This window comes from Pseudomonas sp. ML2-2023-3, assembly GCF_037055275.1.
In the GTDB taxonomy this organism is placed as follows: domain Bacteria; phylum Pseudomonadota; class Gammaproteobacteria; order Pseudomonadales; family Pseudomonadaceae; genus Aquipseudomonas.
The window spans coordinates 3,488,010-3,501,850 of the sequence record NZ_CP146343.1; the positions used below are offsets into that span (position 1 = coordinate 3,488,010).

Annotated in this window: 13 protein-coding genes; 9 read left to right on the forward strand and 4 right to left on the reverse strand. The window is 56.8% G+C overall.

Annotation, left to right across the window (positions count from 1 at the left end):
• Positions 1 to 2 precede the first annotated feature (2 nt).
• From alkB to modC, 4 genes are all read left to right on the forward strand, one after another.
• Positions 3 to 653, forward strand: coding sequence for a DNA oxidative demethylase AlkB (gene alkB, locus V6P94_RS15975; RefSeq protein WP_338647667.1), 651 nt, complete (start codon positions 3 to 5; stop codon positions 651 to 653).
• A gap of 144 nt (positions 654 to 797) precedes the next feature.
• A complete protein-coding gene (gene modA, locus V6P94_RS15980; RefSeq protein ID WP_326397911.1) occupies positions 798 to 1,565 on the forward strand; it encodes a molybdate ABC transporter substrate-binding protein in 768 nt (255 codons plus the stop codon).
• Positions 1,566 to 2,246 (forward strand): molybdate ABC transporter permease subunit, encoded by a 681-nt coding sequence (gene modB, locus V6P94_RS15985; protein ID WP_019822781.1) that lies wholly within the window; start codon positions 1,566 to 1,568, stop codon positions 2,244 to 2,246.
• A 2-nt stretch (positions 2,247 to 2,248) separates the two neighbouring features.
• The gene (modC, locus tag V6P94_RS15990; protein ID WP_326397912.1) at positions 2,249 to 3,334 is read left to right on the forward strand and encodes a molybdenum ABC transporter ATP-binding protein; all 1,086 of its coding nucleotides are present in this window, start codon (positions 2,249 to 2,251) and stop codon (positions 3,332 to 3,334) included.
• On the opposite strand, the gene V6P94_RS15995 is transcribed toward modC, so the two are convergent.
• The gene (locus V6P94_RS15995; protein WP_338647671.1) at positions 3,331 to 4,608 is read right to left on the reverse strand and encodes a GNVR domain-containing protein; all 1,278 of its coding nucleotides are present in this window, start codon (positions 4,606 to 4,608) and stop codon (positions 3,331 to 3,333) included. The two genes, modC and V6P94_RS15995, sit on opposite strands and share 4 nt — an antisense overlap.
• A 347-nt stretch (positions 4,609 to 4,955) precedes the next feature.
• On the opposite strand from V6P94_RS15995, the gene V6P94_RS16000 reads away from it, so the two are divergent.
• On the forward strand, positions 4,956 to 5,891 hold the full coding sequence (locus V6P94_RS16000) for a LysR family transcriptional regulator (RefSeq protein WP_133078064.1): 936 nt from the start codon (positions 4,956 to 4,958) through the stop codon (positions 5,889 to 5,891).
• On the opposite strand, the gene surE is transcribed toward V6P94_RS16000, so the two are convergent.
• Together surE and hemB are read right to left on the reverse strand one after the other, a co-directional pair.
• Entirely contained in the window at positions 5,888 to 6,664 is a 777-nt protein-coding gene (surE, locus tag V6P94_RS16005) for a 5'/3'-nucleotidase SurE (RefSeq protein WP_133078063.1), read from the reverse strand. The genes V6P94_RS16000 and surE overlap by 4 nt on opposite strands.
• 71 nt (positions 6,665 to 6,735) lie before the next feature.
• Positions 6,736 to 7,710: a porphobilinogen synthase gene (gene hemB, locus V6P94_RS16010; protein WP_133078062.1), complete on the reverse strand. Its 975-nt coding sequence runs from the start codon at positions 7,708 to 7,710 to the stop codon at positions 6,736 to 6,738.
• A gap of 307 nt (positions 7,711 to 8,017) precedes the next feature.
• On the opposite strand from hemB, the gene V6P94_RS16015 reads away from it, so the two are divergent.
• The 4 genes from V6P94_RS16015 to V6P94_RS16030 all read left to right on the forward strand — a co-directional run bounded on the left by V6P94_RS16015 (position 8,018) and on the right by V6P94_RS16030 (position 11,979).
• Entirely contained in the window at positions 8,018 to 8,314 is a 297-nt protein-coding gene (locus V6P94_RS16015) for a helix-turn-helix transcriptional regulator (RefSeq protein WP_133078106.1), read from the forward strand.
• A 54-nt stretch (positions 8,315 to 8,368) separates the two neighbouring features.
• A complete protein-coding gene (locus V6P94_RS16020) occupies positions 8,369 to 9,379 on the forward strand; it encodes an NAD(P)-dependent alcohol dehydrogenase (protein ID WP_219261858.1) in 1,011 nt (336 codons plus the stop codon).
• Between the two features lie 80 nt (positions 9,380 to 9,459).
• Complete coding sequence (locus tag V6P94_RS16025) at positions 9,460 to 9,933, forward strand: YbaK/EbsC family protein (protein WP_219261857.1); 474 nt, start codon at positions 9,460 to 9,462, stop codon at positions 9,931 to 9,933.
• A 174-nt stretch (positions 9,934 to 10,107) separates the two neighbouring features.
• Positions 10,108 to 11,979: a DUF3857 domain-containing transglutaminase family protein gene (locus V6P94_RS16030; RefSeq protein WP_326397914.1), complete on the forward strand. Its 1,872-nt coding sequence runs from the start codon at positions 10,108 to 10,110 to the stop codon at positions 11,977 to 11,979.
• 66 nt (positions 11,980 to 12,045) lie between these two features.
• Here the strand turns inward: V6P94_RS16030 and pgm are convergent, their stop codons facing one another.
• The gene (pgm, locus tag V6P94_RS16035) at positions 12,046 to 13,686 is read right to left on the reverse strand and encodes a phosphoglucomutase (alpha-D-glucose-1,6-bisphosphate-dependent) (RefSeq protein WP_219261855.1); all 1,641 of its coding nucleotides are present in this window, start codon (positions 13,684 to 13,686) and stop codon (positions 12,046 to 12,048) included.
• Positions 13,687 to 13,841 lie beyond the last annotated feature (155 nt).

The window sequence follows — 13,841 nt, forward strand, 5'->3', positions numbered from 1 at the left end:
CCATGGACTTGTTTGCCGAGCAGGACCTGCAACAGCCCGCCCGTGTCGAGCGCATCAGCGACCAGGCGTTTGTGCTCCGCGGGTTTGCCCTGCCCGCAATCAAAGAGCTGCTGACGGCCATCGATTCAGTCTTGCTCCAATCACCCTTGCGCCAGATGCAGACACCTGGCGGTTTTACCATGTCCGCCCGTTTGAGCAGTTGCGGTGATTTGGGATGGACGACTGATCGCGATGGTTACCGCTACAGCCCTGTCGACCCCCTGAACGCCTGTCCTTGGCCGGACATGCCGGGTGTCTTCCTGGCACTGGCCGAGGCTGCAGCCAACACTGCAGGTTTCAAGGGTTTCGTACCCGATGCCTGCCTTATCAACGCCTATGACCCGGGCGCCAGGATGTCGCTGCATCAGGACAAGAACGAGCGCTCGTTCAGTGCGCCCATCGTGTCGATTTCCTTGGGGCTGCCAGCAATTTTTCAGTTCGGCGGGTTTGAGCGAAGCGACCCGAGCCAGCGTATTTCTCTGTTCCACGGCGACATCATGGTGTGGGGAGGTGTCGATCGATTGCGCTTTCACGGCGTGATGCCCATCAAACCCGGACACCATTCGTTATTGGGTGAACAGCGGATCAATATCACCCTGCGCCAGGCTGGCTAAGCCGCTTTTCAGACCCCGCAGTCCTCCCCTTGCCGCAGGACCTTATAAAGCGCTGTATATATTTTTATATAGCGGATATCTTTCCAGCGCCCAAAACAATTTGATAGCCATGGGCTGCCCCCCCGTCTCTAATGGAGTTTTGTCATGAATGTTCGTGCCCGCCCCTTTATTCCCACAGCGCTGGCAGCATTGATCGGGTGCCTTGCATACACCTCTGTCCAGGCGGATGAGGTGCAGGTTGCAGTGGCCGCCAATTTCACGGCGCCGATCCAGGCCATTGCCAGGGATTTTGAGAAAGACACCGGGCACACATTGATTGCAGCTTACGGCGCCACCGGACAGTTCTATACCCAGATCAAAAATGGTGCGCCATTCGAGGTGTTTTTAGCAGCCGATGACACCACGCCAGAGAAGCTTGAAAAAGAAGGAGATATCGTCCCCGGCTCGCGCTTTACCTATGCGATTGGCACCCTGGCACTGTGGTCGGCCAAAGAGGGTTACATTGATGGCACTGACAAAACATTGTTGGCCAATCAGTTCAAACACTTGTCCATCGCCAACCCGAAGGCTGCGCCCTACGGGCTGGCGGCCACTCAGGTACTGGCCAAGTTACGGCTGACGGATAAAGTCAAGACCAAGATCGTTGAAGGCCAGAACATCACCCAGACTTATCAGTTTGTTTCCACGGGTAATGCCGAACTGGGTTTTGTAGCCTTGTCGCAGATCTACAAAGACGGCAAAGTCAGCAGCGGCTCTGCCTGGATAGTCCCCGAGGTGATGCATGACCCGATCCGGCAGGATGCCGTTATCCTCAAAAAAGGCGAGAACAACCCTGCCGCCAAGGCCCTGGCTGACTACCTGAAAAGCCCCAAAGCCACTGCCATCATCCAATCCTACGGTTACCATCTCTAAATGCCGCTCACGAGTGCTGACTTTGCTGCGATCTGGCTGACCCTGCAACTGGCGTCATTGACCACTGTTATCTTGCTGATTGTCGGCACTCCCATCGCACTGTGGCTGGCGCATACCCGGTCACGGTTGCGTGGCCCCATCGGGGCGATCGTGGCACTGCCTCTGGTGTTGCCGCCCACCGTCATTGGCTTTTACCTGCTGCTGACGATGGGGCCCCACGGCTACATCGGGCAATTCACCCAATTCCTGGGGCTCGGCACCCTGACCTTCAGTTTTGCCGGACTGGTGATTGGCTCGGTGATTTACTCCATGCCTTTTGTCGTACAGCCTTTGCAGAACGCATTCACGGCCATTGGCCCAAGGCCGCTTGAAGTGGCTGCCACCCTGCGGGCAAATCGGTGGGATACCTTTTTCACCGTTATCTTGCCCCTGGCCAGGCCCGGCTTTATCACCGCCGCGATTTTGGGCTTTGCCCATACCGTCGGTGAGTTTGGTGTGGTGCTGATGATTGGCGGCAACATCCCGGAAAAAACCCGGGTGGTCTCGGTGCAGATCTACGACCACGTCGAGGCGCTGGAATACGCACAGGCACACTGGCTGGCGGGCGCAATGGTGGTGTTTTCTTTCCTGGTGCTACTGGCGCTGTATTCAAGCCGCAAATCTCAAACCGGCTGGAGCTGAAAATGTCCTCTATCAACCTTCGGCTGCAGCACAGTTATCCCGGTTTTGCCCTGGACCTGGATCTGCAACTGCCAGGCAAGGGTGTGACCGCGCTCTATGGTCATTCCGGCTCGGGCAAAACCACCTGCCTGCGCTGTATTGCCGGGCTTGAGCGTGCCAGCAACGCCTATGTGCAGATCAACGATGAAGTCTGGCAAGACAGCCAGACAGGTTTCTTTGCCCCGGTGCACAAGCGGGCGCTGGGATATATCTTTCAAGAAGCAAGCCTGTTTCCCCATCTCTCTGTGCGGGCCAACCTGGAGTTCGGGCTGCGCCGCATTGCGCTCAAGGAACAACGGGTTGATATGGCTCACGCCACACAGTTGCTGGGAATCAGCCACCTGCTGGAGCGCGCACCGAACAATCTGTCAGGAGGTGAACGTCAACGGGTGGGCATCGCCCGGGCGCTGCTGACAAGTCCAAGGCTGCTGCTGATGGACGAGCCCCTGGCCGCGCTGGACAGCCAGCGCAAGGGTGAAATCATGCCCTATCTGGAGCGTTTGCACGCCGAACTGGATATCCCGGTGCTGTACGTCAGCCACTCCCAGGATGAAGTTGCGCGCCTGGCGGACCACATTGTGCTGCTCAGTGAGGGCAAGGTACTTGCCAGCGGCCCGACTGGCGAAACCCTGGCCAGGCTGGATCTGCCCCTCGCACGGGGGGATGACGCCGGAGTAGTGATTGAAGGCAAGGTCCGTGATTACAACCACCCCTATCAACTGCTGACCCTGCAATTGCCCGGCAGCACCGAGCTGTTGAGAGTCGCCCATGCCTCAATGGCCATCGGCCAGACGTTACGCGTCAAGGTCCAGGCACGGGACATCAGCCTTAGCCTGAGCCCTGGCGAGCACAGCAGCATCCTCAATAGCCTGCGTGTGACTGTCGTGGGCGAAACCCCAGCTGACAATCAGGCCCATGTCCTGGTACGCCTTGATGCCGGCGGTACAGCCTTGCTGGCACGGATAACCCGTTACTCGCGGGACCAGCTCGGGCTGAGTGTCGGGCAGTCGCTTTGGGCACAGATCAAATCGGTAGCTGTATTGGCCTAGATCATTTGCCGGCGGCGATTCATGAGGCAGCGAGTGGTCGCAATCATAAGGCCAAGCATCAGGCCCATTATCACTCCCAGTACCACTATCAGTGCCTTTTTGGGCTTGATCGGATCAAGCGGAGCCTGGGCCTTGCGATCAACACTCACCAGACCCAGGTTGCTCATGTCAGTGTGCAGATTCTCAAGGCGGTAGACTTCGGCCCGTAAAGGTTCGATATCCTTGAGAAACACATCTTCATTTGAGCGTTTACCGAGCAACTCGACCTCGCGATTAACTTCAAGCAGTTGCATATCTTTACGAACCTGCGAAACGCGCAAGTCCGTAAAATCGTCCGTTGTTCGCTTGAGTAACACGGCACGCTCTGCCTCCAGGGCATCGGAGCCCATGAAGTACTGCGGAATACCCTGGGACGTGATTTCAGTACGTACCAGCCTGGAAGACGCCCCCTGTGCTGCATCAGCCATTGCCGCGGGCGTGGTCGGATGTTTGATGCCCAGTGTCTTTGCGATGGAAATCGCTTCATTCAGCTGATTGATGCGCGCATCTCGCTGAATTTTGAGCTGCATGCGCAAGGCGCTCAATTCATCACCCAAGGTTGCCCGCTTCAGTTTGTCCGACTCGACTAACGCAGCGATTTTTCCTTCTTTTTGAACGTGATAGCTTGAACGGGCAGAATTGATTTTTGTTTCCAGCTCCCCAAGCCGATTACTAATAATAATCTTGAGATCAGCACTGATTTGCTGTCGCTGAATATTAATTGCGTACTCAACAAAGCCGTTAAGAATCTCAACGCCATTGAGAGTTTCCGGGTAAATAAGCTCCATTTTTATAAACGGACTCAATTCGCTTGCCTTGTTCGGATCAGGCCGGCTCACCGTCATTGCGTCACGGCTGAATGCTTCAAAACTCTGTTCAAGGGTGCTCCCTTGCTTTTCCAGCGGCTTGAAAAAGTCCTGATGGGATTTGAAGTAATTCAGCCGGTTTTCATAGGACTCGAGCGCCGCGCCAACTTTAAGCAAGGCGTCTGCAGCTGGCAGTGTGTAGATCCCGGAACGGTTGAGGGCATCAAGTTCATTAACGGCTGCAGGACGCAACACACTACTGGTTCGATAGACGTGTTGCGTTAATGAAACATAGCCAAAGGCTAGAGCCCCAACTATTGCCATGGTTAAACCAATTAACTTTTTTTGCTGCCAAAACGAGTGAAGCAAATCAAAGAAATCTATCTCGGCGTTAATGTTTTTAAGTTGCAGATCCTGACGGAGGTTCAAGTAAATCCACCTTGTTTCTTAGCGTTGTCAACTGGCTGCCGGGTGTGCACGCACACAGAAAAAGTCCGTGCTTTACAGGTTGTCTCAAGGAGAAATTCGCACTCATTGCAAATGAGTGCTTATAGAACGACAAAAATGACAGACCACAAAGCAATATCCGAGATTCATGTTAAATTTAAGATTGTTCTTAATCTTTTATAAGAATGATCTTACATATTTTATAAAAAACAGTTGGATTGTCTTACGATGCCTTCGCAAAATACCCATTTCACGAAGGCATACCCGCGTGGTCTGTGTAATTATTGCCACCACAAAAAAGCACGCTTACGTGTGGGGTAATAATCAGGATGGATATTTTTCAGGCAATGCGCGTGTTCGTGCGCGTCGTCGAAACGGGCAGCTTCACCGCTGCGGCGCAGGTATTGGGATATTCCACTGCGCAAACCTCGCGCTTGCTGTCTGAACTGGAGTCTTCGCTGCAAGCCCGGCTGTTGCAGCGCAGCACGCGACGCCTGGCACTGACCGAGGTAGGGGCACGCTACCTGGAGCGCTGCCGAATGATCCTGGGGGAAATCGAAGACGCCAATGCCGAAGCGGCTGGGGCGCACCTGATACCCCGCGGGCATTTACGGGTGCAATCCACCACAGGGCTTGGCATCCAGTTGCTGGCACCTCTGGTGGCCCGCTACACAGAGCTCTATCCGCAGGTCAATGTCGACCTGACGCTTTCTCAACGCCAGCCGGACTTGCTCGAAGAAGGCCATGACGTTGTGATTACGCTGTCTGCCAACTTGCCGGACTCGGAGCTGATCGGCCAACCCCTGGGCAGTATCTTCAGTGTCATCAGTGCCGCGCCCTCCTACCTGAAGGGACGGGAAGTTCCGAAAACCCCGGACGATCTGCACGAGCACCGCTGCCTGCACCTGGTTGACCCCCTGTTTACCGACAGCTGGACCTTTCGCGATGCTGAGGGCGAGCAAGTCATCCGCCCCGGCAACATCTTTCAGGTGAACGTCGCCGAGGCAATGGCCCAAGCGGCCGAGGCCGGGCTTGGCGTGTGCCTGCTGCCCGACTACGTGGCCGTCAGTTCTTATCAGCGCGGTTCTTTGGTACGCCTGCTGCCGCAGTATCGGCTGCACGAAAAAAGCATCTACGCGCTCTACCCTTCCCGGCGGTTTCTGGATGCCAAGGTCAAAACCTGGGTCGAGTTTCTCAAGCAGGAAATACCGAAAGTGCTTGAAGGGCACCAGGCCATCGTCGATGACCCGGAGCATTGGGCTTAAATCGATTGAAGCGCTGTACGCAGTTGCTCACGCAGGGAAATGGCGGTGCGATCAAACTCCAGCGGCGTGACCGAAACCCCGCCCTGCGTCACGACCTGGGTCTCAGTGTCAACCGCTTCAGGGTGCTGATGGCGAGTGATACTGAGCCAGTAATACCTGGCCTCACGAAAATCGGTTCGCTCTATCGCGTCCACCCCATCCATGCGGCCGGCACCCTGGCGAGTGATTTGTATCGGCCCGGCTTCATCCGCCGGAACGTCCGGGAAATTGATGTTCAGGCACGCCGATTGCTCCCAGCCCTTGCCCAGCAACTGCCGGATCACACCAGGGGCCAAGGCGCGAGCGGTGTCCCAGCGTACAAAACTGCGACGGGTGAAGTACTGGCTCAAGGCTATGGACGGAACACCCATCAGCAAACCGGTCATCGCAGCCCCAACGGTGCCGGAAAACAGCGTTTCAACCCCCAGATTGGCGCCTTTGTTGATACCTGAGAGCAACAGCTTCGGTGGTTTGTCCATCAACTGCTGCAAGGCCATTGCGACACAGTCCGCAGGTGTCCCGGATACCGAAAAGCGCCGTTCACCGCGTTTTGTCACGCGCAACGGGTGATGAATGCTGATGGCCGTGGAAATACCGCTTTGGTCATGATCCGGTGCGACCACCCAGACTTCGTCCGCCAACTCGCGGGCCACTTCCTCCAGCACTGCAAGGCCCGGAGCGTCGATGCCGTCATCGTTGGTGATCAGGATTCGTTCGAGTCGAGCGTCTGGCATGGGTAAATTCCTTTTGTGGGTTGGCGGCAAGCCCGGGCAACGCGATCGACTCCCGACTTGCCGCCTGCAGCTTAGATCCCCTGCAAGGCCAGATCCATTGCAAAGTAAGTCAGGATCATGTCAGCACCGGCGCGCTTGATCGAACCCAGGCTTTCGCGCACCACACGTGCTTCGTCGATGGCACCCGCCTGAGCGCCGAACTTGATCATCGCGTACTCACCGCTGACCTGGTACGCCGCCAAAGGCAGATGCGAGGCCTGGCGGATATCGCGAATGATGTCGAGGTAAGCACCGGCAGGCTTGACCATCAGCACGTCTGCGCCCTCTTGCTCGTCCAGCAGGGACTCGCGAATCGCTTCACGGCGGTTCATCGGGTTCATCTGGTACGACTTGCGATCGCCGGTAAGGGCGCTGCCGCCCGCCTCACGGAACGGGCCGTAGAGTGCCGAGGCGAACTTGGTGGAGTACGCCATGATCGAGGTATCGATAAAACCGGCACCATCCAGAGCGCTGCGGATAGCCTGCACCTGACCGTCCATTGCGGCCGATGGCGAGATAAAGTCCGCGCCGGCAGCGGCAGCCGCTACAGCTTGTTTACCGAGGTTGATCAGGGTCGCGTCATTGTCGACACCGTGGTCGTGCATCACGCCGCAATGACCATGGGAGGTGTACTCGCAGAAGCAGGTGTCACTCATGACGATCATGTCCGGCGCAGCATCCTTGCTGATGCGCACCATGCGCGACACCAGCCCGTCTTCACGCATTGCATCGCTGCCGGTGGCATCCAGATGGTGAGACACACCAAACAGCATCACCGACTTGATGCCCGCACGGGCATAACGCTCGATTTCACCGGCCAGTTTCGACTCAGGAATACGCATTACGCCAGGCATGCTGGTGATGGGCACGAAGTCGTCGATCTCTTCTTCGACGAAAATCGGCAGCACTAGGTCGTTCAGGCTGAATTCGGTTTCCTGGAACATGTCGCGAAGGGTCTGGGAGCGGCGCAGGCGGCGCGGACGAACGGCGGGGAACTGGTTAGGCATCATGGTTCCTGATGGGCAGATTCAAAAAACAGACGAGCCTTGGCTCAATGGCGGAACAAATACAGGATTGATCCCGCAATTGCAAAACATCCGCCCTACGTGCGGCCGGTTGTCGCGGGGTGTGTTTACTGGGGAACGGAGCCTAATTACAGCGGTGCTTCAGGTAAAACCCATTGCCTGCATCGCGAGCAAGCCCGCTCCCACAGTTGCCCTGTCAGATAACAACACGGACCCGTGGGAACCGGGCTTGCCCGCGATGGCATCACCGCCGGTTGAACATTTCGGAAAAAAGCGTAGTATCAGCCTCATGATTCTTGAACAACTCAAAGCCTTGGGTAATGACACTCGCATGCAAATGATGGAGTGGCTCAAAGACCCGCTCCGCAATTTCCCGCCTCAGGATCACGGTGATCCCGCGATTGGCGTGTGCGTGACCCATTTGCAGCACAAGGCCGGGCTGTCCCCTTCTACGGCGTCAGCGCACCTGGCCATTTTGCAACGTGCAGGTTTTGTCCTGACTACGCGCATTGGCAAGTGGACGTACTATCGACGCAATGAACAGGCAATCGATGACTTTGCAGCTAGGCTGAAAATCGAGTTGTAATTTTTACCTATACATTTCGTTATTTCGCGCAATGTAAAAACATGAGGGAATCCCATGAGCACTAAAACCATCTTCGTCCAACCTGGCGGCGGTTATCACAATGTAGTCGTTGGCAGCAGCGAAGTCAGTGCGCCGGCCCGTGGTGAAATCACTGTAGGTTTGCGCGCCAACTCATTGAACTATCACGATTTTGCAGTAGTAAGCGGTATGTGGGGACCCAGCGAAAAGCGCATTCCCATGGCCGATGGTGCAGGTGAAGTGATTGCAGTGGGCGCGGATGTCAGCGAGTTCAAGGTCGGCGATTCGGTGGTCAGCACCTTTTTCCCGGAATGGATCGCCGGCACCCCGCTGGTTGAAGGTTTCGTTACCGTACCCGGCGATGGCATCGACGGTTATGCCCGCGAGCAAGTGACCGCCAAAGCTACATCGTTCACCCTGGCACCCACCGGCTGGAGCCACGCCGAGGCGTCGACCCTGACCACCGCAGGCCTGACTGCGTGGCGCGCGTTGATGGCCGATGACTCCCTCAAGCCGGGTGACACGGTGCTGATTCAAGGCACGGGTGGCGTTTCGATTTTCGCCCTGCAATTCGCCAAAATGGCCGGTGCCACGGTGATCGCCACCTCCTCCAGCGACGAGAAACTGGAGCGCCTGAAAGCCATGGGCGCAGACCATGTCATCAACTACCGCAAAGACCCGCTCTGGGGCGAGACAGCCCTGGCCCTGACCGGTGGCCGCGGTGTCGACCACATCATTGAAGTTGGCGGCCCTGCGACCCTTGAGCAGTCGATGATCGCCATTCGGGTTGGCGGGCATATCTCGATCATTGGCATCCTCAGCGGTGTCAGCGGCGCGATGAACTTTGTACCGATGCTGATCAAGCAAGTTCGCCTGCAAGGGGTACTCGTCGGCAGCCGCAGCCAGCAGCAAGACATGGTTCGTGCGATCAATGCCAACGGCATGCACCCGGTGATTGATCGTCACTTCCCTCTGACCGACATGGTCGAGGCGTTCAAGTACCAGGAAACCAACCAGCATTTCGGCAAGATCATTCTGGATATTTAACCGCCCCTTGACCGGTGGCGCATTGACAGTGCGCCATCGGCTTCTCTAGATTCAGGCTTTTGCCCAAAGAGCCTAGCCCGATGAGCCTTGAATCCGTACGCGCCTTTTTTCACGCCAACGCCCCCGACCTGCACATCATCGAATTGACCACGAGCACGGCGACGGTCGCACTGGCTGCCGAAGCCCATGGCGTTGAGCCCGGTCAAATTGCTAAAACCCTGGCCTTTCGAGTCGGCGAACGCAATGTTTTGCTGGTGGCACGGGGTGATGCACGCATCGACAACAAGAAAATGAAAGACGCCCTGGGCAGCAAAGCCAAAATGCTGGACGCCGAAACGGTCGTCGCACTCACCAGCCACCCTGTGGGGGGCGTCTGCCCTTTCGGGCTGGCGACTGAATTGCCCGTTTACTGCGACATTTCCCTGCAAAGCTTCACTGAAGTCATGCCCGCGGCCGGGGCCACTCACACTGCCGTAAAGATTTGCCCGTCGCGCATGGCCGACCTGGTCAACGCGCAGTGGGTTGACGTCTGCCAGCCTCTCCCTGCCGCTTAAAACACAGGTGAAATGCTCTAGCGCGGGCCTTTCAGCGGTGTTAATTGTTCGACAATGTAGAAAATACAGTTGCGATCGATTATCATCCGCTACTCGCGCAGCACCCTCTAACGCTATTTCAAAAACATTAAAACGTCGCAGGGTGCTGTTTTAAGGGAATAACCTGAGGCGCTCATGCACCGCTTTACTTTCAGCAAATCATTGATTTGCGCAACATTGGGGATCGTCAGCCTGCCGGCTTTCGCGGCATTGCAACCAGAGTCAGAGGCTGCCCTGGCGGGCGAAACGCAAAGAACCTGCCATTTCAACAAAGACACCAGCACCGATTGCACCACGACCTACCGTTACACCATCCTCACCAACAATGGCCGAGAGATGCTGTCACGTATCGACTTCAGTTTCCCTGAAACGGATCAACTGGAAATCATCAACGCTCAATCCACACAACCCGGGGCCAAGCCGGTGGCCCTGGCTCAATCCCAAATCGACACGCGCATGGCGCCTAACCCGGACAAAGGTTTCCTGCGGGCCAGCCAGACCTCGATTGCTTTCCCGAACCTGCGCATTGGTACCGAGCTCTCCTACACCGTACGCGAGCATACGGTGGGCAAGCCGCTGATGGACCACTTCCATTACCTCATGACGTTTGGCCCGTCCCCTGCCCGCTCGGATGGCTTTAAAAGCACGTTTACCGCCGAGCAGCCGATTGTGTGGCGCAGCGAGATGATGGAAGACTTCACGTTCACCCCGTCTGCCGACAACAAGACCCTCGTGATCGAGCAGAAAAAACCGCGCTTCGTGAATTACATCAATGAGGCCGGCAACGCCTACATCCGCCAGATGCCCCGGGTTGAAATCGGCAGCTCCAGCCAGGTACAGGATCACTTTGGCAACCTCGCCAAACGCTACAACGAAATCGTGACTGCCGGGCTGCCTGCGAGCGCCGCCAAGACCGTTTCAGGGCTCAAGGGGCTACCGCCCGCCCAACAAGTATCCGGGCTGATGCAATACATCCATGATCAATACCGCTACATGGGCGACTGGCGCGCCACTGATCGCGGTTACGTGCCGTTCACCCTGGGCGAGATCGAAGACCGTGGCTACGGCGACTGCAAGGACCTTTCGGTACTGCTGACCGCCATGTTGAAAGCCAGCGGCATCACCGCCCAAACAGCCTGGGTCAGCCGGGGCACCAACCCGCTGGGCCTGTTGTTGCCTGGTACCAGTTCAGCCAATCACGCCATCGTGCGGGCTGAAGTCAATGGCCAGGTCTGGTGGCTTGATCCGACCAACCCCGTGTTCTTGCCGGGCCGCAGCATGCCTGACATCCAGAATCGCTGGGCGCTGGTCATCGATGCCGATGGCAAGGTGCGCCAGGATTACATCCCTGAAGAGCAACCGAGCCTGAGCATGGACGTGAAGAAGTTTGAGCACTTCAATCGCGATGGCCAGGCTCGCACCACCGCTGAAGTCGAAATGGGGCAGATGACGCTGATGCAACTCAGCTACGCCGACACTGATTCGGGGGTCAGTGCTACCGACCTGAACCTGTGCAACCACTTTGGCAAAGAGATCACTGACTGCAAGATCAGTCGGGATAAAACCGGCTTTGTGGTGCCCGAGCGTTACACGGTACACGCCACCCTGACCAACCTTCGTGCACTGGAGAACCTGTCCGGGCAGCAGATCTACAAGCCGGCATTCATGAGCGAGCGCTGGGACAGCTTGATGAACTATCGCCGCACCGGGCAACTGGCTGACCTGTACATGGCCGATCCAGAGAAACTGACCTACGACATCACACTTTCGGGCGCCAAGGTCGGCAAGGAAATCAAGTCCTGCAAGGTGAACTCACCGTGGTTTGATATGGAACTGAGCAGCAAACGCAGCAAGGATAAATACCGCTACCAGTACTCCATCACGCAAAAACACAGCTGGTTGAGTCATGACGAGATCATGAGCGCGCCGTTCGAAGCCATGCTCCAGCAGGCCCGTGCCTGCAACGAAAACATGCAACAAGTGGTGCAACTCAGTACCAGAGGCTGATACCTGCCAGCCTGGTCCTTCAAGCAGCCTGGCCCCATTGCGGGGCCAGGCTTTTTTTTGCGGGTGTTACGCGATGGCGGTGTCTACCAGCACTTGAGCTTCCTCAACCAGTCGGTTCAGGTGCTCGTCGCCGATAAAGCTCTCGGCGTAGATTTTGTAGATGTCTTCAGTGCCCGAAGGACGTGCAGCGAACCAGCCGTTTTCGGTCATGACCTTGAGCCCGCCGATTGCCTGATTGTTGCCAGGGGCATGGCTGAGAATCCGGGTAATGTCTTCACCGGCAAGGCGCGTGGATTTGACTTGATCAGGTGACAATTTGCCCAGCAGCGCTTTTTGCTGCGGGGTTGCCTTGGCATCGACCCGGGTCGAGAACGGAAGACCGAGGTCTTCGGTCATTTTCTGGTACAACTGGGACGGATCGCGACCTGTACGAGCCGTCATCTCTGCGGCCAATAGCGACGGAATCAGGCCATCCTTGTCAGTGGACCAGACGCTGCCGTCCAGGCGCAAGAACGAGGCACCGGCACTTTCTTCGCCGCCAAAGCCCAGCGAACCTTCGAACAGGCCATCGGCAAACCACTTGAAGCCCACCGGCACTTCATACAAGCGGCGATCCAGGCGTGCAGCTACGCGGTCAATCAGGCCACTGCTGACCACGGTCTTGCCCACCGCAGCATCAGCGCGCCATTGCGGGCGATTCTGGAACAGGTAGTCGATGGACACCGCCAGGTAGTTGTTCGGCGCCAACAGGCCGCCTGATGGCGTGACAATGCCGTGGCGGTCGTGATCAGGGTCACAGGCGAAGGCCACGTCGAAACGCTCTTTAAGCCCGATCAGACCTTGCATGGCATAGCTGGAGGACGGGTCCATGCGGATCCGGCCATCCCAGTCCACGCACATGAAACGGAAAGTCGGATCGACCGTGGTGTTCACCACTTCCAGATTCAAGCCGTAGTGTTCGCCGATCGCGGACCAGTAATGCACACCTGCGCCACCCAGGGGATCAACGCCCAGGCGCAAGTTGGCGCCGCGAAGGATGTCCATGTCGATCACGTTTTTCAGATCGGCAACATAGGTGTTCAGGTAGTCATGGCGATGCGTCGTGCTGGCTTTGAGCGCCTGCTCGTAACTGATGCGCTTGACCCCGGCCAATCTGGCCGCGAGCAGTTCGTTGGCCTTGGCTTCAATCCATTTGGTGACATCGGTATCGGCCGGGCCACCGTTAGGCGGGTTGTACTTGAAACCACCGCTTTCTGGCGGGTTGTGCGACGGGGTAATCACTACGCCATCTGCCAGGCCGGTGGTGCGGCCACGGTTGTAGCAGATAATTGCGTGAGAAATGGCCGGAGTCGGCGTGTACTCATCGTCAGCGGCGATCATGGTTTCGACGCCATTGGCCGCAAACACTTCCAGGGCACTGGCGCCCGCTGGAGTCGACAGCGCGTGAGTGTCGATACCGACAAACAACGGACCATTGATGCCCTTCATCTGACGGTAGAGGCATATGGCCTGGCTAATGGCCAATACATGCCACTCATTGAAGCTCAGCTCGAACGAACTGCCACGGTGTCCGGATGTACCAAAGGCGACACGCTGGGTGGCGATCGATGCATCGGGTTGACCGGTGTAATAAGCGGTCACCAGTCGCGGTATGTCGACCAGCAATTGAGCCGGGGCCGGTTTGCCCGCAAGAGGACTGAGTGTCATGCAAAACCTCGGGAAATTAATGATTCGGAGGAAAAAAGGCAGTTTACTGGCAGTTCGACATTGGCGCGAAGTAATCTATCCACACCAAGGGGTCTGTTTTGCACTTTAATGCACTATTGGTTGTCTGAGCTTGATCCAGACACCTTGTTTAACTC